The organism is Corynebacterium sp. MSK035, assembly GCF_030232615.1.
Classification (GTDB): domain Bacteria; phylum Actinomycetota; class Actinomycetes; order Mycobacteriales; family Mycobacteriaceae; genus Corynebacterium; species Corynebacterium jeikeium_D.
The window spans coordinates 79561-99546 of sequence record NZ_JASPJP010000002.1 but is presented as its reverse complement, the minus strand read 5'-3'; the positions used below and the strand labels follow the sequence as shown (position 1 = coordinate 99546).

19 protein-coding genes are annotated in these 19986 nt (G+C 58.6%); 15 read left to right on the top strand and 4 right to left on the bottom strand.

The features are described from left to right. Positions 1-14: 14 nt before the first annotated feature. The 5 genes from hypB (at position 15) to QP978_RS01755 (ending at position 6079) form a co-directional block, all read left to right on the top strand. Positions 15-833, top strand: coding sequence for a hydrogenase nickel incorporation protein HypB (gene hypB / locus QP978_RS01775; protein ID WP_070566216.1), 819 nt, complete (start codon positions 15-17; stop codon positions 831-833). A gap of 334 nt (positions 834-1167) precedes the next feature. After that, on the top strand, positions 1168-2406 hold the full coding sequence (locus tag QP978_RS01770; RefSeq protein ID WP_070603462.1) for a hydrogenase small subunit: 1239 nt from the start codon (positions 1168-1170) through the stop codon (positions 2404-2406). A 13-nt stretch (positions 2407-2419) separates the two neighbouring features. Further along, positions 2420-4168, top strand: a complete 1749-nt coding sequence (locus tag QP978_RS01765) for a nickel-dependent hydrogenase large subunit (protein WP_070438472.1) — start codon at positions 2420-2422, stop codon at positions 4166-4168. Continuing rightward, positions 4165-5433 (top strand): Ni/Fe-hydrogenase, b-type cytochrome subunit, encoded by a 1269-nt coding sequence (gene cybH / locus QP978_RS01760; RefSeq protein ID WP_083229247.1) that lies wholly within the window; start codon positions 4165-4167, stop codon positions 5431-5433. The genes QP978_RS01765 and cybH overlap by 4 nt, the downstream gene beginning before the upstream one ends. A gap of 61 nt (positions 5434-5494) precedes the next feature. Further along, on the top strand, positions 5495-6079 hold the full coding sequence (locus tag QP978_RS01755; protein WP_070566238.1) for a hydrogenase maturation protease: 585 nt from the start codon (positions 5495-5497) through the stop codon (positions 6077-6079). On the opposite strand, the gene QP978_RS01750 is transcribed toward QP978_RS01755, so the two are convergent. Beyond that, on the bottom strand, positions 6076-6435 hold the full coding sequence (locus QP978_RS01750) for a hydrogenase maturation nickel metallochaperone HypA/HybF (protein WP_187403833.1): 360 nt from the start codon (positions 6433-6435) through the stop codon (positions 6076-6078). The genes QP978_RS01755 and QP978_RS01750 overlap by 4 nt on opposite strands. A 40-nt stretch (positions 6436-6475) precedes the next feature. On the opposite strand from QP978_RS01750, the gene QP978_RS01745 reads away from it, so the two are divergent. Further along, on the top strand, positions 6476-7813 hold the full coding sequence (locus QP978_RS01745; protein WP_284856770.1) for a nickel-dependent hydrogenase large subunit: 1338 nt from the start codon (positions 6476-6478) through the stop codon (positions 7811-7813). 21 nt (positions 7814-7834) lie between these two features. Further along, complete coding sequence (locus QP978_RS01740) at positions 7835-8095, top strand: HypC/HybG/HupF family hydrogenase formation chaperone (RefSeq protein WP_016422191.1); 261 nt, start codon at positions 7835-7837, stop codon at positions 8093-8095. Here the strand turns inward: QP978_RS01740 and QP978_RS01735 are convergent. Next, positions 8092-9678: an LCP family protein gene (locus QP978_RS01735; RefSeq protein ID WP_016422192.1), complete on the bottom strand. Its 1587-nt coding sequence runs from the start codon at positions 9676-9678 to the stop codon at positions 8092-8094. The two genes, QP978_RS01740 and QP978_RS01735, sit on opposite strands and share 4 nt — an antisense overlap. 217 nt (positions 9679-9895) lie before the next feature. On the opposite strand from QP978_RS01735, the gene rfbD reads away from it, so the two are divergent. From rfbD to QP978_RS01715, 4 genes are all read left to right on the top strand, one after another. Continuing rightward, entirely contained in the window at positions 9896-10870 is a 975-nt protein-coding gene (rfbD, locus tag QP978_RS01730) for a dTDP-4-dehydrorhamnose reductase (RefSeq protein ID WP_070438462.1), read from the top strand. A gap of 11 nt (positions 10871-10881) precedes the next feature. Beyond that, positions 10882-11805 (top strand): glycosyltransferase family 2 protein, encoded by a 924-nt coding sequence (locus QP978_RS01725; RefSeq protein ID WP_284856769.1) that lies wholly within the window; start codon positions 10882-10884, stop codon positions 11803-11805. A gap of 41 nt (positions 11806-11846) precedes the next feature. Further along, complete coding sequence (gene manB / locus QP978_RS01720; protein WP_048731655.1) at positions 11847-13004, top strand: mannose-1-phosphate guanylyltransferase; 1158 nt, start codon at positions 11847-11849, stop codon at positions 13002-13004. Positions 13005-13324: 320 nt separating this feature from the next. Further along, entirely contained in the window at positions 13325-13693 is a 369-nt protein-coding gene (locus QP978_RS01715; RefSeq protein ID WP_005510060.1) for a WhiB family transcriptional regulator, read from the top strand. Between the two features lie 371 nt (positions 13694-14064). Here the strand turns inward: QP978_RS01715 and QP978_RS01710 are convergent, their stop codons facing one another. Beyond that, entirely contained in the window at positions 14065-14547 is a 483-nt protein-coding gene (locus tag QP978_RS01710) for a metallopeptidase family protein (protein ID WP_016422197.1), read from the bottom strand. A gap of 172 nt (positions 14548-14719) precedes the next feature. Here QP978_RS01710 and QP978_RS01705 point away from each other — a divergent pair, with 172 nt between their 5' ends. From QP978_RS01705 to manA, 4 genes are all read left to right on the top strand, one after another. Next, entirely contained in the window at positions 14720-15127 is a 408-nt protein-coding gene (locus QP978_RS01705; RefSeq protein WP_005509890.1) for a DUF3499 domain-containing protein, read from the top strand. Between the two features lie 115 nt (positions 15128-15242). Continuing rightward, entirely contained in the window at positions 15243-16622 is a 1380-nt protein-coding gene (locus tag QP978_RS01700) for a phosphomannomutase/phosphoglucomutase (protein ID WP_284856768.1), read from the top strand. 38 nt (positions 16623-16660) lie between these two features. Beyond that, the gene (locus QP978_RS01695; protein ID WP_049193299.1) at positions 16661-17677 is read left to right on the top strand and encodes a hypothetical protein; all 1017 of its coding nucleotides are present in this window, start codon (positions 16661-16663) and stop codon (positions 17675-17677) included. An 86-nt stretch (positions 17678-17763) separates the two neighbouring features. After that, the gene (manA, locus tag QP978_RS01690; RefSeq protein ID WP_048731660.1) at positions 17764-18966 is read left to right on the top strand and encodes a mannose-6-phosphate isomerase, class I; all 1203 of its coding nucleotides are present in this window, start codon (positions 17764-17766) and stop codon (positions 18964-18966) included. Here manA and QP978_RS01685 read toward each other — a convergent pair. Then, positions 18963-19721: a hypothetical protein gene (locus QP978_RS01685; protein ID WP_284856767.1), complete on the bottom strand. Its 759-nt coding sequence runs from the start codon at positions 19719-19721 to the stop codon at positions 18963-18965. The genes manA and QP978_RS01685 overlap by 4 nt on opposite strands. Positions 19722-19986 lie beyond the last annotated feature (265 nt).

The window sequence follows — 19986 nt, the reverse complement described above, 5'->3', positions numbered from 1 at the left end:
AAGACGGTTTTATCATGGGACGTTTCCACCGGCATGACGGCGATGACGCACACCACCATCACCACCATCATCATGACCACGACCATGACCACCATCACGGCCATGACCACGTTCATCTCGCCGATCCCGATGACACTAGCCACGGCGACCACTCGGGTTATGAAACCGGCGTGGAACGCGTGACCATCCTCGAGGACATCTTCAGCGAGAACGACCACCGCGCGGAGCATAATCGCGAGCTGCTTGCTGAGCATGGCGTGGAAGCCATCAACCTGATGAGCTCCCCGGGTTCAGGCAAGACTGCGCTGTTGGAGAAGACACTGGCGGCTGCGCAGGGAAAGCTGCGCGTCGGCATTATCGAGGGCGATATTGAGACGGCTCTCGATGCCGACCGCTTGGAGGGTTACGGGGCACAGATTTCGCTGCTGAACACGGGCAACGGATTCGGTGGTGAATGCCACTTGGACGCCCCGATGGTCTCCCGCGCGCTCGAGGGGCTGGATTTGGCCACGCTTGACCTGGTCATGATTGAAAATGTGGGAAACCTTGTCTGTCCGGCTGAGTTTGAGGTCGGCGAGACTCGCAAGGCAATGGTCTACTCCATCACCGAGGGGGAGGATAAGCCGGTCAAGTACCCGGTGATGTTCCGCTCTGTGCAGGTAGTGGTTATCAACAAGATGGACCTTGCCCCGTACCTTGACTTCGACATGGAGCTCTTCCGCGCCAACCTGGAAAAGGTCAATCCAGGCGTGAAGGTGATTGAGGTCTCCGCTAAGACCGGGGAGGGCATCGACGAATGGCTCCGTTGGGTCAACCCTGCGCTGGTTGATTAAGCGCGCGCCGGGGGCCGTCGTGAAGCAATGGGAGGCGTCACGGCATGCTTGACGACGGCTCCGTTACCCCCCCTCGCTTCGCTCCACCTTAGTGGGGGATAGGTGATATCCCGCTGTAATCTGTGGCGGTTTTTCACGTTCACTACCTGTACCTGGAGCTATATTTACGCAACATTTATCTTGCATATTATTTTGTTATAACCGCAGCGCAGCACCATTATTCAGGTTGTTCTTAGGTCGCTATACTTGGCCATGTATAGGCAATGGGCCTTGGTAGTTGTAAAACCTCGAAACCAATATTCCTAATAACTAAGCAGAAGGCGCAGCGAAAAAAATGATTAGTGGCGCGAATTGGCAGGAAGGGACCCTCGGCGAAAACCTCGCTAGAGCTGGTGTCTCACGGCGCAGTTTCATGAAGTTTTGTGGCACTATGGCGGCAATTTTTGCCGCCGGAACTCCGAATGTCGGTGAGGCTGCGGCGCAGTCACTGACTCCCTCAGCGGAGGAAATCGCAGATAAGCTCTCGGCTGTAAAGAAGCCGAAGGTGGCTTGGCTGCAGTTGCAGGAATGTACCGGATGTATGGAATCCGTATTGCGTTCCGGAGGCACGACTGCTGAAGACGTGGTGCTGAACCTGGTTTCAATGGACTATAACGAGCTGCTCATGGCACCGTCCGGGCACGCGGCCGAAAAAGCTTTGGATGACATGAATGCGGAGGACCACATTCTGGTGGTCAATGGCTCGATTCCGACCGGCGAGAACGGTGCGTACTGCACCATTGGTGGTAAGTCGGCAGAGCAGGTGCTGCTCGAGGCTGCTGAGAAGGCCACGGCAATCCTGGCCGTTGGTGCCTGCGCAGTCTGGGGTTCTGTCCAGGCTGCTAAGCCGAATCCGACCGGCGCTAAGGGCGTCGATGAGATTATCAAGGATAAGCCGGTGATTAACGTCTCTGGTTGTCCGCCGATTGGTGAGGTGATTACGGCCACCCTGACGTACGTACTCACTTATGGCAAGACTCCGGAGGTCGACGCTGAGGGAAGGCCAAAGTTTGCCTACGACCAGCGTATTCACGACTCCTGTCCGCGTCGCGCGCATTACGATGCCGGTCAGTTCGTGAAAACCTTCGACGACGAGGGCGCACGAAACGGCTGGTGCCTTTACGAGGTCGGCTGTAAGGGGCCATCCACGTTTAGCCCATGCCCAATCGTGCAGTGGAACCTTAAGTCCGGTTGGCCAATCGGTGCTGGTCACCCATGTATTGGCTGTACTGAGAAGGACTTCTTCGACCAGTTCACTCCGTTCTACGACAAGCTGCCGGGAATCCCGGGTATTGGAGTGGAGTCCAGCGTGAACACGGTCGGCGTTGGACTGCTGGCTGCCACTGCCGCGGGTGCCGCGGTCCATGGCGGACTCACACTGGTGAAGGAACTGAAGATAAGGCGCTCCAACGGCGAAGAAAAGGTGTTGGCTGCGTTTGGTGGTGTGGAAGGCCGGAAGCCACCGATGGTCGACCTTCCTTCAAACTCACCAGGCACGCAGAGCGAGACAGCATCCGATTCGAAGGACAACTAAGGGGGCATAGGACATGGCTACGGAAAAAGTTGTAATCGACCCGATTACCCGAATCGAGGGACACCTTCGCATTGAGCTGGAACGCGAGGGAGACCAGATCAAAACCGCGTGGAGTGAGACTACTCAGTTCCGCGGTATCGAAACCATTGTGAAAAACCGCGATCCTCGCGATGTTTGGGCATTCGTTGGTCGTATCTGTGGTGTGTGCACGGGTACTCACTCGGTGGCGTCCATTGCCGCTGTCGAAGATGCCATTGGCTCGACACCGCCCCCGCAGGCACGTCGTATTCGCGACCTGGTGATTGGCTCGCAGGAGATTCACGACCACGTCGTTCACTTCTACCATCTTCACGGTCTGGACTGGATTGATGTCACGAAGGCTCTCGAGGCAGATCCGAAGAAGACCGTTGAGTTCGCGCAGTCGATCGGCTCGACGTGGAAGGGCAATAACGAAGAAACCTTCGCCCGGGTCAAGGAGACCGTGCAGGGCATTGTGGACTCCGGCCAGCTGTCCATCTTCACCGGCGGCTACTGGGGACATGAGGACTACCGCTTGCCACCTGAGGCCAACCTGATGGCAGTGTCGCACTACCTCGACGCCTTGGCTTTCCAGCGCTCTATCATCCGCATTAACACCGTCTTCGGCGGTAAGAATCCACACCCGAACTTCCTGGTCGGAGGCATGGCGTGCTCCATCGACCCGGAACGCTCGGAGACTGTCAACCAAGTCGGCATTGATCAGATCAAGTCCTGGATCGACGAGATCGTGGAGTTCGTCAATGACTGCTTCTACCCAGATGCAGTCGCCATCATGAGCGTTTACAAGGACTACTTCGACATCGGTCGCTCCTCCGACAGCTTCCTGGCGGTAGGCATGGCCGGCGCCACTTACTCCGGCGACCCGGCTAAGTCCCGTGTCCAGACGGTGCATCCAAACATCAAGCCCGGTGTCATTCTCGACGGTGACTACACCAAGCTCCACCCATTCCAGCCGGAAAAGATCGAGGAATTCATCAACTCCGCCTGGTATACGCAGGAAGCCGGCGATGATGTCGGCCTGAAGCCGTACGACGGCGAGACAACTGTGAACTACACCGGCCCGAAGCCGCCGTATGAGTGGCTGTCGGACAATGAAAAGTACACCTGGTCGAAGGCGCCGCGTTACGACGGTCGCGCTGTTCAAGTTGGCCCGGTTGCTCGTGTGCTGTTGGCGTACCTGCAGAAGGAGCCGGAGACAATGCGCCTGGTCGACGAGGTCATGGATAAGCTCGACCTGCGCATTGAGCAGATGAACTCCACTGCGGGACGCACCTACGCACGTGCTGTGGAGTCTGTGACCACCGCCAATTACTTGGCAGATCACATTTTCCCGGAGTTCGTTGAGGCTCTGAAGAACGGCGACATCGATGTCTTCGACAACAGCCGTTGGGAGCCGACCACGTGGCCGGAAAAGTGCCAGGGCGTGGGTTTCCTCGAGGTCGCTCGTGGCATGCTCAGCCACTGGGTCAAAATTGAAAATGGCAAGGTGACCAACTACCAAGCCGTGGTTCCGACCACGTGGCTGGCCGGTGGCCGTGACCCGAAGGGGCAGCTTGGCCCATACGAGCACGCGCTGGCTGGCGATGGCACGCATCCGCTGGTTGATCCCGAGCAGCCGCTTGAACCACTTCGCACGATTCATTCCTTCGATCCATGTATGGCCTGCGCAGTCCACATTTTGGATCCGGCTGGTCAGGAAATGTTTAAGGTGACGACCGCATGACACCCTCAGTGAGTGAAAATCCGGAACTGCGACTAAAAGATTCCAAGGGCAACCCCCTGGTTATTGCGGTTATTGACGCACACACCAGCCACTGGTTGTCGCCATCCGAGGTCATTCAGGCCGCAGCAATTGTCCCGGACGACTCCCGCGATCCTGTCGACCTTGCGCTGAAGGTCAGCTTGCGTCGTCGTCGTGACGATCTTTTCCATCTCGACGGCACGCCACTGATGAAACTGACCCCGGATTCCTACGACCCGGCAACACCTGACCGCCGTTACTCCATCGCCAAGGTGCACGGCCTCAACATTGCGGATCAAACGGTCGATGTCGCCATCATGCGCGGTGAATTGAATGCGGTCGTTGAGGCATCCACGATGTCCCGTGAGGAAGGCGTTCTACTTCGTCGTAACGCGAACATGCACCATGGTCGCGGGCACCGCAGCATGGGCGTCGCGCTTGCTCCCATTGACAAAGACGGAAATATCATCGGAGAGTTCATCTTCGAAGGATTCGTGGCAATGGGGCTGCGGAAACTCGACGAGGCCATTGCGGAGAACAAGAAGGGCTCCGGTTCGTGGGTCGAGGTTCACCTGTGGGGATGGGCGCTGCGCGTTCAACATTGGTTGAACCTGGCGCTGATGTTGGTGATGACCTTTACTGGCTGGTACATCATGCAGCCCTATTTGACTGAGCGCACCTATGACGGCTCGGCCGCGGGATTCGCGATGGGATATGTCCGTTTCGCGCACTTCTTAGCCGGATTCCTATGGATCGCGGTGGGGCTATGGCGTGTCATTCTGCTGTTTGTTACCCACGACCGACAAACACGATGGCGTGCGCTATGGCCGATTTATAACAAGCAGGATGTTAAAGACCTCTGGCACACGATGCAGTACTACCTCTTCCTGCGCAAGGAAGGGCCGTTCTACTTCGCTCACAATCCGCTGCAGCAGCTGGCGTACACCGGCATTTATGTGATGTGTTTCATTCAGATGCTCACAGGCTTGTCGCTATACGCGATGATGGATCAGTCCAACTGGTTCTTCCAGCTGCTGGCTATGCCGACGCACTGGATTGGCATCGGCTACTTCCGCCTGATTCACACAATCATCATGTACCTGATTTGGCTCTTCGCCATCATTCACGTCTACCTGGTCATCCGCTCCGATGCGGTGCACAACCACGGTGGTCTGTCCTCGATGATTGGTGGCTCTGTCTGGCTACCGCGCGGCACGCAACCGGTTGACTCTCCACGCATTGGATAGGAGATCATTGGGTAACGATAAGGTGTCCGACGCAGTCACCGGTGCTGATGCTGGCACTCCGTTGGTGACGGTTCTTGGCATCGGCAACCCCGTCATGGGCGACGACGGCATTGGTCTCGAGCTGCTGAGGCGTCTTGCCCCAGAACTGGAATCTGCAGGCATGGGGCAGACAACGCAGGCTGGGGATTCTGCGCATCTGGTCTGGTCGCCCTCCAACCTCGATGATCCTGCGAACCTCGCCGGGCGAGGGGACGAATGGACGGGTGCGGTTGCCTACATCGATGGTGGCACCTGCGGTATGGAGTTGCTGCCCATCGTGCAGGAGGCCAAGAACCTATTGTTGCTCGACGCTCTCGCTGGTCCCGGGGATCCCGGTACCGTCGTCAAGCTCGTTGGTGACCAGATCCCGCGACTATTGGCGGCAAAGCTGTCCGCGCATCAGGTCGGCTTGCTGGATTTGCTCACCGCGGCGCGACTGCTGGGGCAGGAGCCTGAGCGCGTCGGTGTGGTGGGAGTGGTCTACGAGTCTGCCGACATGGTGGTGGGGCTCAGCAACACGGCACTTGGCGGCATTGAGGAGGCGACTGAGGTTGCGCGCGAGCTCATCGACAGCTGGCTTGCCGACGAGCGCGAAAGCGACGTCTAACTCTCGCCCTCAGCGTTGACCTCAACACTGGAGATTTCAAACTCGCGGCCGTGCCGCAAATCCGCAGTTGGGGTGCCGCAGACAGGGCAGGTTAGAGCATAGAATTCATCAATTTCATGCTCGGCCTCGCAGGTGGGGCAGTAGACCGTCGAGACAATGAGCTCGGCGTCTAACTCGGCGCCCTCACACTGCGTCGCGGCACTGGCCACAGGCCACGCGGCGATGAGGGAATCGTAGACGACTCCGGAGCGGTCGCCCACACGCATTGACACCTTTGTCACGGTACGTCCCGGGCAGACCTCGGCAATCTTTTCCACCACGCTGGTCAACAATCCAAGCTCATGCACAGATACCATTATGGCGAAGCACTCAGCGCGAAGGAGGCGCAGGCGGACCATGTCATCCAAATCCGTTCCGGCTACCCAGCACATCCAGCTCGATGAGCTTGTTGACCCATTCGAGGCACGACTGGATGTCTATCGCGATGACAACGGTGCCATCACACAGGTGTCCTTCGACCTTTCAGGGCTGCCGCGTATCGACGGGATGCTCGTGGGCAAGCAGGCATTGGATGTGCCAGATATCACCAAGCGGCTGTGTGGCCTGTGCCCGGTTGTGCATCATCTTGCAGGCGTACGGGCGGTGGAGGACCTCTACAGGATTTCCGACATTCCCCGAACCGCACAGTTGATTCGAGAGCTGCTGGTGGCCGGGTCGACCTTGGATAATCTAGCGACCAAGTTTGTGGCCGCCGACCGCGAGGGGGCGCGGGCAATGAAGCGTGCCGGAAAAGCCCTGATGCGGGCTGCGGGGGCACCGTCGCATTTCCCAGATGTCGCCGTCCCTGGCGGTGTGCGCGCGGCAGTGGATACGACGTTAGTTACTGAGGCAGAAAGTGCTCTGGAGGCGCTGGCTGAGACGGCGGTAATCAAGGAAGTGGAGCTTCTTGCCGCCCCCGATGCTTCTGATGCTTGGACGGATACTTTTGACGGTCTCGACGTCGCAGTCGTCGACGCTGACGGTGAACTTGCTCCGCTGGGAAATTACCTGGCAGTCGCGCGGCACGACACCGATACCGCAGCGCAGATTTTCCCGGCTGCTGATTGGCCTACACGTGTTCGGGAGTCCCGTCCGGGCGATGCCGCTCCCAGGCCGGTGTTTGATGCCTCGAAGGAGCTGGGCAAGGATGGCTGTGAAGGTCAGCGGGCAGATTTTTACCGGGTGGGGCCGGTCTCCAGGCAGGTTGTCGTCGATAAGCGTGGAATCAGCCCACGCGACGCCCAACGCCAGCTTCTCGCCGACACCGTGGCCTGGGCGAGACAGGTGCTTGCCGACGGGGAACTGCTCGGCGACCATGTGTGCGATCCGAATGCCGCGGCGGCGATTGAGAATGCTGACTTTGCAGGACCTCGCAGCGGTGTCGGGATGATCGACGGGCCGCGCGGGCTGTTAGTGCATCGTTATACGGCAGGAGCTGACGGCATCATTACGGATTGTCAGATTATGACACCGACTGCGCAGAATGAACCCTGGCTGACGCGTATGCTTACCGAGCAGCTGTGCGGTGGCGGGGAGACTGCGGGGGTCGAGAAGTCGATTTGGGCCGCTGATCCGTGCCTACCGTGTAGTTCGGCACCTGCGGGAGTGATGACATTCACGATGCAGGAACATGCCGGTGCACCTGCGGACAATATAACAACGGATAGCCCTGGTTCGGCGGACGCCCGACTGTAGTGGAGAGGACGAAGTAACACGATGTGTCTTGGAATTCCTGCCCGGGTTTTGGCAATCGCCGATGGTCCATTGCCGATGGCGACGGTGGATATGGCGGGGCAGAAGCGGCAATGCTCGGCAATGTACGTGCCTGAGCTGGTGGCAGGTGATTGGGTGTTCGTCCAGAACGGGTTCATCATGAACGTGCTGGACGAACAGGAGGCCAAGGAGGCCTTGGCCGCAATTGAGGAATATAACCTCATCGAACATGTCGCTGAGGTCTCCCCGAAGGGACGGGCCTAGTTCACGCAGGTCACGCCGGCGGCGTCGATAGCGGGGCGATCTTCCTGCGGAATTGCCCCGCCTTCCTGGCCGATGACATCGCCATTGGAACCATCTTCGACTTCAGGCGCGGGTTCGGCACCGTCGCCCGAATCAGCGGCCATTCCCTCTGATGTCAATCCCGGGCCTTCGTAGTCACCGGCAATTGTCACTGAGATGTGGTGCGGATCGAGGTATGGATCGTGGACAATCGGTACGCCACCGAGTGCCTCAGAGATGGCCTGCGCTGCCGGATCCTCTGGGTCAGCCGCATTGATCTGGCTGGAGGCAACGCCGGCGAACTCAGCGTTGCCGACCTCTCCCTGGGTGTAGCCCTTTTCCGTTAAGAAGCCTGAGACGCCGCTGGCCAAACCTTCGATGCCTGTGGCGTTGTAAACGCTGACTGTAGTTTCAGCCGCGTTGGGGTCAGCCTTCTTTTCGTCTTCTTCCTTCGCCGGAGCTTTTTCTTCCTTGGTGCCCAGCAGGGTCTCGAAGTACTGGTGAACCTGGCCCTTATCGATTGTGACCACGGACTCGCCATAGTCACCGACACCGTCAATCGAGGTCACCGGGATAGTTTCAAACTTCACGTTGCCACCACTGAGGCCCTGCATCTGGGTGGCAAATCCGGTGACATCCCAGTTGTCGTCGAGCACCACCGAGCGCTGGACAGCATTGCCCAGTTCAGACAGCTTCGCGGGATTAGACAGTGTGCCAGCGCCGAGCAGCTTATTGGTGAACGAGGCCATGAAGACCTGCTGGCGAGTAATTCGGTCGAGGTCACCGCGGGGCAGGCCGTGGCGCTGGCGGACGAATGAGAGCGCGTCGGCGCCCTTCAACGTCTGTGAGCCCGCTGGGAAATCTGCACCCGAGAACTCGTCGTAGACAGCCTCATTCAGACATACATCGACACCACCAATGGCATCGGTGAGCAGGACAAAGCCGAGCAGACCAACTTCTGCGTAGTGGTCAACGGTGATACCGCTGAGGTCGCTAATGGTTTCAATCAGAGCTCTACGTCCGGCCTCGGTCGAGCGACGCTCAATGTCTTCCGGCGAGGCCCCGCTTCCTGCGAGTTCCTCTTCTACCATTTGCTTTGTGTTGCCGTAGACACCATTAATCTTTGTGTTGCCTAGACGATTGGTGTGGACATAGGTATCGCGCGGAATGGAAATTGCCGTCGCTGAAGAACCATCGGCAGGAACACGAATCACAATAATCGTGTCTGTATTCGTGGCTTCTTCGTCGCCGGCACGCAGAAGCTCAACTTCTTCCGGAGTCAGCGGGTTGCCCTGGGCATCGGTGCGGGAGTCGGAGCCGACGAGCAGAATATCGGTTGCACCGTCCTTCTCACTGCCTAGACCGAAGTCGCCACCCGAACCCAAGTTGTCGGTGGTCCTACCAAGTGTCCACCAGCCAACTGCGGAAATAACCAGGATAATGGCTGAGAGCAGCACAAGCGCATTGCGCAGCATCGGCGGCCAAGCTTGGGCTGTACTCTCTGCAGAGGACGGTGGCGCTTGAATATCGCGTGCGTGACGCGCGCGTGGCGTGTGGCTGCTCAAACCGGGGCTCCTCTTAAACCGTTTTTCGAAAATATAATTTGTGCTGCATGTCTGCGTGGGCATTCCACACATCGTGGAGGGCAGTAAGCGGCTGCGGAAACTACATAAACCTTAACCGTCCAACCGTGTGCGGTTGCACCTCAACACAGTGTCAATCCGTATCCGGTTACACCTCAACACAGTGTCAATCGTATCTACGATAGTGATAAAGAAGAATATGTCTGAAATTTCAGTCTCGCATTTCGCCACTCATGGACCAACCCACAGCAACTCGCGGCGTCCCATTGTCGCCATAACTGGTGCGGCGGGACAGCTGGGTACTGCGCTTCAGTGTGATTCTTTTGCCGCCGGTGTTGAGGTGCGCGCTCTCACTCGGGCACAGTTGGATATCACTGATTCGGCTGCTGTGGAGGCAACGCCTCTGCTTGACGACGTCGACATCATCATTAACGCGGCAGCGGCGACCGATGTCGATGGCGCAGAATCCGATCCCGGTTCGGCGCACCTTATCAATGCACTTGGACCGAAGTACTTGGCGGCTCGGGCGAAAAAAGAAGGCGCGTATCTCATTCACATCTCCACCGACTATGTCTTCGGTGATGTAGCAATCGATGAGATGACGGGGCAGCGCCGAGCGCTGCGAGTTGATGATTTCACCGCGCCTCAGACTATGTATGGACGTACCAAGTTAGTGGGGGAGAATCATGTGCGTGATTCGGGTGCGCGTTTCGCTATTTTGCGCACGGCGTGGGTCTGGTCGGGGCCCACACAGCCGGAGGCCAAGGACTTCGTTTCCACGATGATGCGTCTGGCAGAGACGGCGACTGACGACAAAGGCAATCCGGCAATTATTAAGGTCGTTGACGATCAGCACGGAAACCCCACATTTGTCGGTGATCTCGCCGGAGCTGTCTGGGAGTTGTCCGAACGTGTGTTGTCCGAACCGAGCAGCGCACCGACCGGCACCTTCCATGTCACGGGCAGCGGTGAGGCGACATGGTTCGAAGTGGCTCGCGAAGTGTTTCGGCTCACCGGTCACGATCCGCAGCGTGTGGCGGCTTGTACCAGCAGTGAGTTCCCACGTCCGGCCCCGCGGCCGGCCTGGTCCGTGTTGGATGGTTCGGCATGGAGTGAGGTAGGTCTACATGCGCTTCCGGAGTGGCAGGACACTTTGCGTGCTGTCCTGACCTAGGGTCTAGGTTTGTGAATGCAACCTCGAATTCCCCGCAACCCTCGCAGCTTCCGCTCGGTGTGGTCACCGTGACCTTTTCGCCCGGTGAGCACCTGAGCAAGCTGGTGGATTCGCTGGGCCCCGCCGCCAGTGCCTCCACGCGTCTGATTATGGCCGACAACGGCTCGACGGATGGTTCCGTGGAGAAGGAAGAAGCTCGGGCCAAGGAGACCGGAGCGGATGTTCAGCTTCTGCGTACCGGCGGCAACATTGGCTATGGCGCGGCCGCCAACCGTGGCATTGCGGAGCTGGGGCGGGCTCGCCGTGCTGGTGAAATCAATCTTGATTACGTCATGCTGGTCAACCCTGACGTGGTGTTTGCCCCTGGCGCAATCGATGTTCTGTTGGAATGCGCGCAGCGCAACCCCAAAGCTGGAGCGATTGGTCCGCTGATTCGCGAGGCGGATGGCAGCGTGTACCCGTCGGCACGCGCGGTTCCTAAACTTGTCAGCGGTATCGGACACGCGCTGCTTGCCGATATCTGGCCTACTAACCCTTTCTCACGTCACTACCGGGATGACACGGATATGGATCGTGAGCGATCGGCGGGATGGTTGTCGGGCGCATGCCTGCTGCTGCGGTGGGATGCGTTCGACCAGATTGATGGCTTTGATACCCGCTACTTCATGTACATGGAGGACGTGGATTTGGGTGACCGACTGGGCAAGGCCGGTTGGAGCAATGTTTTCTGTCCCCGTGCAGAGATACGTCACGCGCAGGGACATTCTGCCAGTAAGCACCCGGAAATTACCGTAAAGGCCCATCACGAGTCGGCATACCGTTTTATGTCAGATCGCCTGCCGGGGCCGGCGCTGGCACCTGTGCGACTGGCATTGCGTTTGGGGCTGTTCCTGCGTGGCAAAGTCATAATCGCGGTCAAAAAGCGTAGGAATTAATTAACTGTTGGAACGATCCATCGAAGAAAGTTACCGATTTCATGACTACCGAAGTTCGTCCGAGTGCTGGGCATGGCTCCGCCTTCCAGCCGGGAGCGGATGCTGCACAGCAGGCGGGAGCCACGTTGGCTGAACAGACTGACGCTGTCATTCTGGTTGGCGGGCAAGGTACGCGTTTGCGTCCCCTTACCGTGAATACGCCGAAGCCGATGCTGCCCACGGCAGGGCATCCATTCCTGGAGCATCTGCTTGGCCGCATTCGTGCAGCAGGTATGAAGCACGTGGTATTGGGCACCTCCTACCGAGCTGAAGTATTTGAAGAACACTTCGGCGACGGTTCGGATTTGGGTCTCGAAATTGAATACGTCTTTGAGGCTGAGCCGCTGGGAACCGGTGGCGGTATCCGAAACGTCCTAGACAAGCTGCGCTATGACACCGCAATGATTTTCAATGGCGATGTCCTCGGCGGTACCGACTTGCGCGCGGTGTTGGGCACCCACGCGGAGAAGGATGCGGACGTCACGATGCACCTCGTCCGTGTGCCGGATCCACGCGCGTTCGGCTGTGTTCCGACCGATGAGGATGGGCGCGTCCTGGAGTTCCTGGAGAAGACCCAGGATCCGCCGACCGATCAGATTAATGCCGGTATCTACGTGTTCCGCCGCGAGATTATCGAGTCGATTCCGGCTGGTCGCCCCATCAGCGTTGAGCGTGAAATCTTCCCAGCGCTGCTTGACCGCGGTATGAACGTCTACGGTCACGTTGATTACGCCTACTGGCGTGACATGGGGACTCCGGGTGACTTCGTCCGCGGCTCCTCCGATTTGGTCCGCGGTATCGCGCCGTCACCACTTCTAGAGGGTAAGCACGGCGAAGCGCTTGTCGACGAATCTGCGTCGGTCGGTGGCGGTGCTCTTCTCTACGGTGGCTCTGTTGTCGGCCGTGGGGCGGAGATTGGTGCGGGAGCTCGGATTGATCAATCGGTGATCTTCGACGGCGCACGCATCGGTGCCGGTGCTGTGATCGAGCGCTCTGTGATTGCCGATGGTGCCGATATTGGCCCGCGAACGGTCATCAGTGATGCCATTATCGGCGAGGGTGCCGTCGTTGGTGCGCGCTGTGAATTGATCAACGGTATCCGTGTGTGGCCGGGCGTCCAGATTCCAGATCACGGAGTACGTTTTTCGACGGATGTCTAGTCTGCAGCCTTCGGCGTGTCAGATTTTTGTCGGCAATATCTGATTAGAGTTGCCGAAGTGTCGCCAAAGGTGCTGGTGAGAGGCGTGTGGCGAATGTGATTGAGTTCAGGTGGCAGGTTTAGAGTTCGGGGGCCATCCTTCAACCTGAACTTAATCCCCAACGCGGGGGGAGGGGCTTCAGGGGCAATGAAAAGTATTGGGGCAAATTCTCTATTCGGCTTGACCGATGGTGGGTTACACGTGTGTAATCACAAATGTGTGTTTCGCACACTAAGCCCAATTTAAAGACCCGCAGCAACAATCATCAGGAGGCCCTCGGCATGGAAAAGTCCAGCATGTTTGATGGCGGCTCTGCTGTGGATAGTGAGACGAATGCGGGTGACATCGCTGTGAATGATAGCTCCTCTGAAAACCAGCCTCGGCCGTTGACAGAGTGGGCAGATGACCTTTCGGGGTTGTTTGAAGCCGTCGATCAGGACTGGCAGGAGCAAGCTCTGTGTGCCCAGACCGATCCAGAAGCTTTCTTCCCTGAGAAGGGTGGATCCACTCGCGAAGCAAAGCGTATTTGTCGTGCTTGTGGTGTGCGAGATGAATGCCTGGAGTTTGCTCTCGAGCATGATGAGCGCTTCGGCATTTGGGGTGGCCTCTCTGAGCGTGAGCGCCGCCGTTTGAAGCGGCAGATTGGCTAGGGCAGCCGGTTCTGTATTTTATCCTTCGCTCGACCTCGCAGTTTCCCCTTGGGTAATACCCTGGGGGATTTTTCGGTGAACGAGTTTTTCCTGCTCTCTAGGGTTAATAGACGAAAATATGTCCGCTCAGCATGTCGCTGGGTGGGCCCTTTTGTCGCTTAGTTCTTAATGCGAGTTACTGACTGCGTTTATGACAAAAATCGCCCGAAAAATGGCCTGAAAGTGTCATAAACTTGCACAGTTTCACATTTGCAGCCCGTATTCACGCGTGCAGCCGGTAATTTATGGGGTCTGACCAGTTACTATCTTGAGAATCACACACTGTTTGTCTATTAACCCGGTCTCTAGGGAGCTCCTTAGGAGAAAGCTTTCTACAGGAAGTTCTCGTTGAAACTAGGGTCCACCTCAACCGGGTCAATGCCCAGATATACCGCTACCAGGCGGGTCAGTACATATTGCAGCATCTGGTCGAGTTCCACTCGGCCCGAGACACGGCGCTCAATGGGGCGGCGGAACACTACTACGCAGGGGCGGGTGGGGTTGCCTACGCGGTCAATGCCAGCGGGGATAAGCCGTCCCAGTGGTACAGGTCCGTCAGCGACAATCTCTTCCGGGAAGTACATGTCCGGGCGTAACTGCATGCGAGGAATCGTGTCGATGGCGATGTCCAGGTGTGACAGTTGTCGGGACCAGCGCTGATCCAATGGGGCGTAGGCGTCAATAACCGCCTGGTCAAAAGCTTCTGAACGGCTCTTCCAGCGGGGTACCTCCGGCGGCAACAGAGGTCCCCGAGGTCCGCGACCGCGTCGCAGTGAGCGTCGCAAAGAGCGCGGAGTATAAGCCGATGAATTCATATTTGTTGAGCTTAATCGGTCGGATCGTCAACGTGGGTGAGGCCAGCTTCCGGCCATGTCGCAGGTTTACTGGGTAAGGCTGGGGTGCCCCGGGGGAGCGTCGGAAAGCGAAAAACGCCCGAGTGGGAGAAAAACTATCGAAACTTAAAGTTAGGGTCTAGACTTTGATGCCGTGAGTGTTTTTAGACGTTGTTGCCGGCCCGGCTGTGGCAAACCTGCCGTAGCTACGTTGACGTATGCCTACGCGGAGTCGACGGCTGTGGTGGGTCCGCTCGCCGCCGCGTCCGAACCGCATAGCTGGGATCTCTGTGAGAAGCACGCGCGTTCCATCACCGCACCGCTGGGGTGGGAGCTCGTGCGTTACGACGTGCCGACGCCCGCCCAGGACGATGATGATTTGACCGCACTGGCCGAAGCCGTCCGTGAGGCTGGCCGCAACGCGACTGGCCTGGTGCTGCGGGATGAGGTCGACAACCGTCCTCAGACCTACAAGATTGATTCCAGTCGTCACCCGTCGACGCGGAAATCCGCGCGCGGTCACCTGCATGTAGTTCGCGATCCGGAGGATTCGGACGACTAACGGGCCGGGCGCCGTGCCCCAGCTCATGCCATCTTGCCGCGGCATTTCTTTGTGAGAGCCTCTCTGTGGCTAGTATCATTTTCACAAAACTGATACTTACCCAGAGAGGTTTTTCGTGGGCACTTACAATCGTTCCGATTTGGATGCCGTCATCAAGGCCTATGACGTGCGCGGTGTTGTCGGTGAGGGCATCGACGCGGACCTTGTCGGAGCCATCGGCGCCGCCTTCGGACACATCATGCGTTCAGAGGGCGCAACACGTGCCGTAGTTGGCCACGATATGCGTGAGTCCTCACCGGAGTTGGCGGCTAGTTTCGCCGACGGCGCGGCTGCACAGGGGCTCAACGTCACCCTGCTCGGCCTGACCTCTACGGACGAGCTGTATTTCGCCTCCGGAGTAAAGGAATGCCCGGGCGCGATGTTCACTGCCAGCCACAACCCGGCTGAATACAACGGCATCAAGATGTGCCGTTCGCTGGCTCGTCCAATCGGGCAGGAGACAGGGCTTGCTCAGATTAAGGATCTGCTTGTCGACGGAATCCCGGAGTACACCGGCACTCCGGGCGAAATTGATCACGAGGATGTTCTGCAGGATTACGCGGCGTTCCTCCATGGGCTGGTCGACATCCGCTCTGGCCGTCGCCTGAAGATCGCAGTCGATGCCGGTAATGGTATGGGGGGACTGACAGTCCCGGCAGTGCTCGGGGAAGACATGGATGTTGCTGACCTCTACTTTGAGCTCGACGGCAACTTCCCGAATCATGAGGCCAACCCATTGGAGCCCGCCAACCTCGTTGACCTGCAGAAGTTCACGGTGGAGCAGGGCGCAGACATCGGTATTGCCTTCGATGGCGACGCTGACCGCTGCTTCGTCGTCGACGAGAAGGGCAACCCGGTCAGCCCATCGGCCATCTGTGCGTTGGTGGCCACCCGCTACCTGGAGCAGAACCCGGGCGCGGCTATCATCCATAACCTGATTACCTCGCACGTCGTGCCGGAGATGATTGTGGAAAACGGCGGAACCCCGGTTCGTACCCGTGTTGGGCACTCCTTTATTAAGGCGCAAATGGCCGAGCACAGTGCTGTTTTTGGTGGCGAGCATTCGGCGCACTACTACTTCAAGGAATTCTTCAACGCTGACTCCGGCATGCTCGCCGCCATGCATGTCCTGGCCGCACTGGCAGAGCAGGATAAGCCACTGAGCGAATTCATGGCCGAGTACAACCGCTACGAGGCCTCCGGCGAGATTAATTCCCGCCTGGGCAGCGCAGAGGAGCAGCAGGCCAAGCAGAAGGAAATCGAGGCTGCGTTTGCCGATCGCACCGAGTCCTCGGACTGGATGGATGGCCTGACCATTGGGCTGGCGGATTCCAAGGCGTGGTTCAACGTCCGGGCCTCCAATACGGAGCCGCTGCTGCGTCTGAACGTCGAGGCGCCGACGCGTGCTGAGGTCGATGCTCTTGTCGACGAAGTTCTCGGCATCATCCGCGGTTAATCAACCCCACACGCCCGTTTTCAGGCATGCTTGGGAGTATGACCTCGTCATTCGACTCCTCCCATAACCCGCGCCAAGAGGCCCTGTTCTACCGTATGGCCACTGCCGGCGCAGGTCTCAGAGCTGCTGCCTCCGCGACTCGCGGGGGAGCGTTTGCTCAACTTCCACTGCCGCGCAGCGCGGTCATCCTCGTGGGAAATCGTCGGGCGCAGCTCGCCGCCGAATCCGTGCGCGCGCTTGCCGACGACATCCGCTGCCCGGTCGTAATTGCGCGTCAGTTGCCCAGTTATGTCGGCGCCCTCGATTTGGTCATCGTCTGTGACGACAACCCCGGCAGCCCACTCGGTGCAGCTCTGGCTGAAGCTCATAGGCGAGGAGCAGCCACGGTCGTGGTGGATCCCGGTGAAGGGCCATTGCGTGCCGCAGGTAGCCCCGATACGGTTGTGGTTCCGCGCCCGGCGATGGCGGAGTCGGCGTCCTTTACCGCCTATGTCGGTGCCATCGCCAGCGCGCTCACCGAATGTGGCGCCACCGCTCTGGCTCCGGCTGGGATAGTCGAGGAAGTCGCCGATGCGGTGGACGCCGATATTGCCGCTTGTGCTCCGCAGCGAGATGAAACAGTTAACCCCGCGCGGCAGGTAGCGCAGTGGGTGGCAGGCCGCAGAATGCTTGCAGTGTCGACGACCTCGGCGCTGGCGCCGGTAGCGGAGCTGGCATCGTTACAGATGCTCGAGGCAGGCGTGGTCTCGGCAGCGTCGTCGATAAGCGAATTGTCTCTTAGCGTGGGCGCATTGCTCGCTGCAGAACCCCAGGCAAGCCGGGATATTTTCTATGACCCGTTCATTGATGGTGGGGATGAAGGGGCGACAGTGCTACCGTTGGGGGCGATTGTTTTAGCTGCGCCGAACAATGTGAGCCACTACCGGGACCACTACGGCGAAGCTGGATGGGCTCGTGTGGAGTGCCCTGCGCTCGATGCGGAGACTCATCATCCACTGGTTGAAGTATGTGTTACTGCAGCCAGAGTTGGTGCGATTGCGGCGTTTTCTGCGTAATCGCCGGGTGTCACCGAAGGCTTTTGGGGCTTCGGTGAGATTGGCGTGCTTGCGCCAGTAGTGACTATTAGAGGAGTGATACGGGCATGGAGCTGTTGGACCCCGTGCTGCAGTCGTACCCCTGGGGGTCTCGTACACATTTGGCGAGAATCACCGGTGCGGACGCTCCCACATCGAAGCCCTGGGCGGAACTGTGGTTTGGTGCGCATGCACTGGCATCGGCCACCGTAGCCGGCACGCCGCTGGATGAGCTCATTGCGCAGGATCCGGCGGCTGCGCTCGGATGCGCAATTGACACCGACAACGGCAGGCTGCCGTTCCTGTTGAAACTGCTCGCAGCCGATGAGCCGCTGTCGCTGCAGGCACACCCCACCTTGGCAGAAGCTCAGGAGGGATTTGCACGCGAAAATGCGGAGGGCATTCCGGCCACTGCACATTTCCGCAATTACCGGGACAATAACCACAAGCCAGAACTCATTGTCGCCCTGACTACCTTCGACGCGTTGGCCGGATTCCGCCCGGTGGAGCGCACGAAGGAGTTGCTCGCGGCGCTGGCGGTACCGGAGTTCGACCACTACATGGGACTGCTCGATGCCGCCGATGACGAGAGCGCTCTGCGGGCATTGTTTACAACGTGGTTGACGTTGCCCCAGGATGTCCTCGATGAGCTGGTCGAAGCCGTGGCTGCCAAGTGCGCGGATTACAGTGGCGAGGACGAGGAGTTCTCGCGAGTAGCCGAGACCACCTGCGAACTGGCTCGAAAGTATCCGGGGGACCCGGGAGTCCTGGGCTCGATGCTGCTTAATCGCCTTCGCTTACAGCCGGGCGAAGCCATCTACCTTGGTGCGGGACAGCTGCATGCTTACCTCAATGGCATGGGCGTGGAAATCATGGCCAACTCCGACAACGTGCTGCGCGGAGGCCTGACCTCTAAGCATGTCGATGTCGTAGAGCTACTGCGCGTGCTCTCTTTCCGCCCGCTGCCAGATCCGGTGCTGCAGTCGCGGCTGACCGATGATGGCTGGAATGACTATGACGCGCCGGTGCGCGAGTTCCGCCTTCGTTCGCGGGACCTGGAGCCGGGCGAACATGTTCTGCTCGACGAAGATTCCGCCACGGTTGTGCTGTCTACAGCGGGCACGGTTACGTTGCGTCACGACGACTCCGTGGTTGAGGTTCCCAGCGGCCATGCGGCCTGGGTTCCGGCTGTCGACGCAGCCGATATTGAGCTGACTGCGCGCCAAGACGGGGCAACCGTCTTTGTCGCGACCGTCCCGCGGGTGGGTTAGTCCTCGTCGTTATCGAAGAGATTTCCCAGGAATCCGGAGTCCTTTGGCTTTTCCGGGATTGGGGAAATCTTGCTATTGCTAGCCCCATTGCCGCCAGCGGTGTCCTTCTCCTTCGAAGGGGCCTGGTTGTTCGGAGGTGTCGGCCCCTTCGGGGACGTTGGCTCGTTCGAAGGAGTTTTCTGAGGAGTCTCGGACGGAGTTGTGGTTTGCGTACCCGACTGAGACTGCGCCTGCGATGAAGGCGGCTTCGGCTCAGCTGCTGCGTCACCGTCGCCTTCCGGAAGACTGTCGTTCGGCTTTTCCGAGTTATCTTCCGGTAGCAGTGGCACCGGCTTGCTGGGCGTCGGCGAAGAAACGTCGTCAGACGTGGGCTCTGTGGTCTCCGTGGTCGTCGGAGGTGTTGATGTCGTCGACGTCGGAGTTGTCGTACTTGAGCTTGTGGAAGTCGGCGGGATATACGCCTGCGGTGGCAGGTACGGATCCTTTACAATCTCGCTGCTCGATGGCGTGGTCGGACGAGGTACCAGACTGCCAGTCGTCTCAGTCAGCGAGGAATCTGAATTCGATTCAGTGCTCTGCTGCAGCTCGGCATCACTAGGAACTGGAGGCAGCGGAGCAGAGGTCTCCATTTTCGACTGAGAGCCGGCATTTTCCGGATTCGCCCCCTCGGCAGCATTGCTATCGGAGCAGCCAACGAGCGAAACGCTCAGGGGAAGGGCTGCGAGCAGAAGAGCTCCAAAAGCCTTCTTCACCATGGTAGGTACTCCTTTCGTGTCATGCGTGAGGTCGCCCTGTAACGAAAAAGATAACAGTTGCATTACGAGGTCTGGGAACTAACTTAACATGCCCGTTATCTTCTCTCTAGGGTGAAAATTGTGTTGAGGGGATTAAATAAGTCTCTCGCACTGTAAAAGTGGCGAAAAGTCGGGTAGAACTTCGGTAAGGCCACATGCGGTTTTCCGGCTAGCGGCGCGTGCAGACGACAGCTATTTGGTCGGCGGCCAGATTACCGTGGGCTCG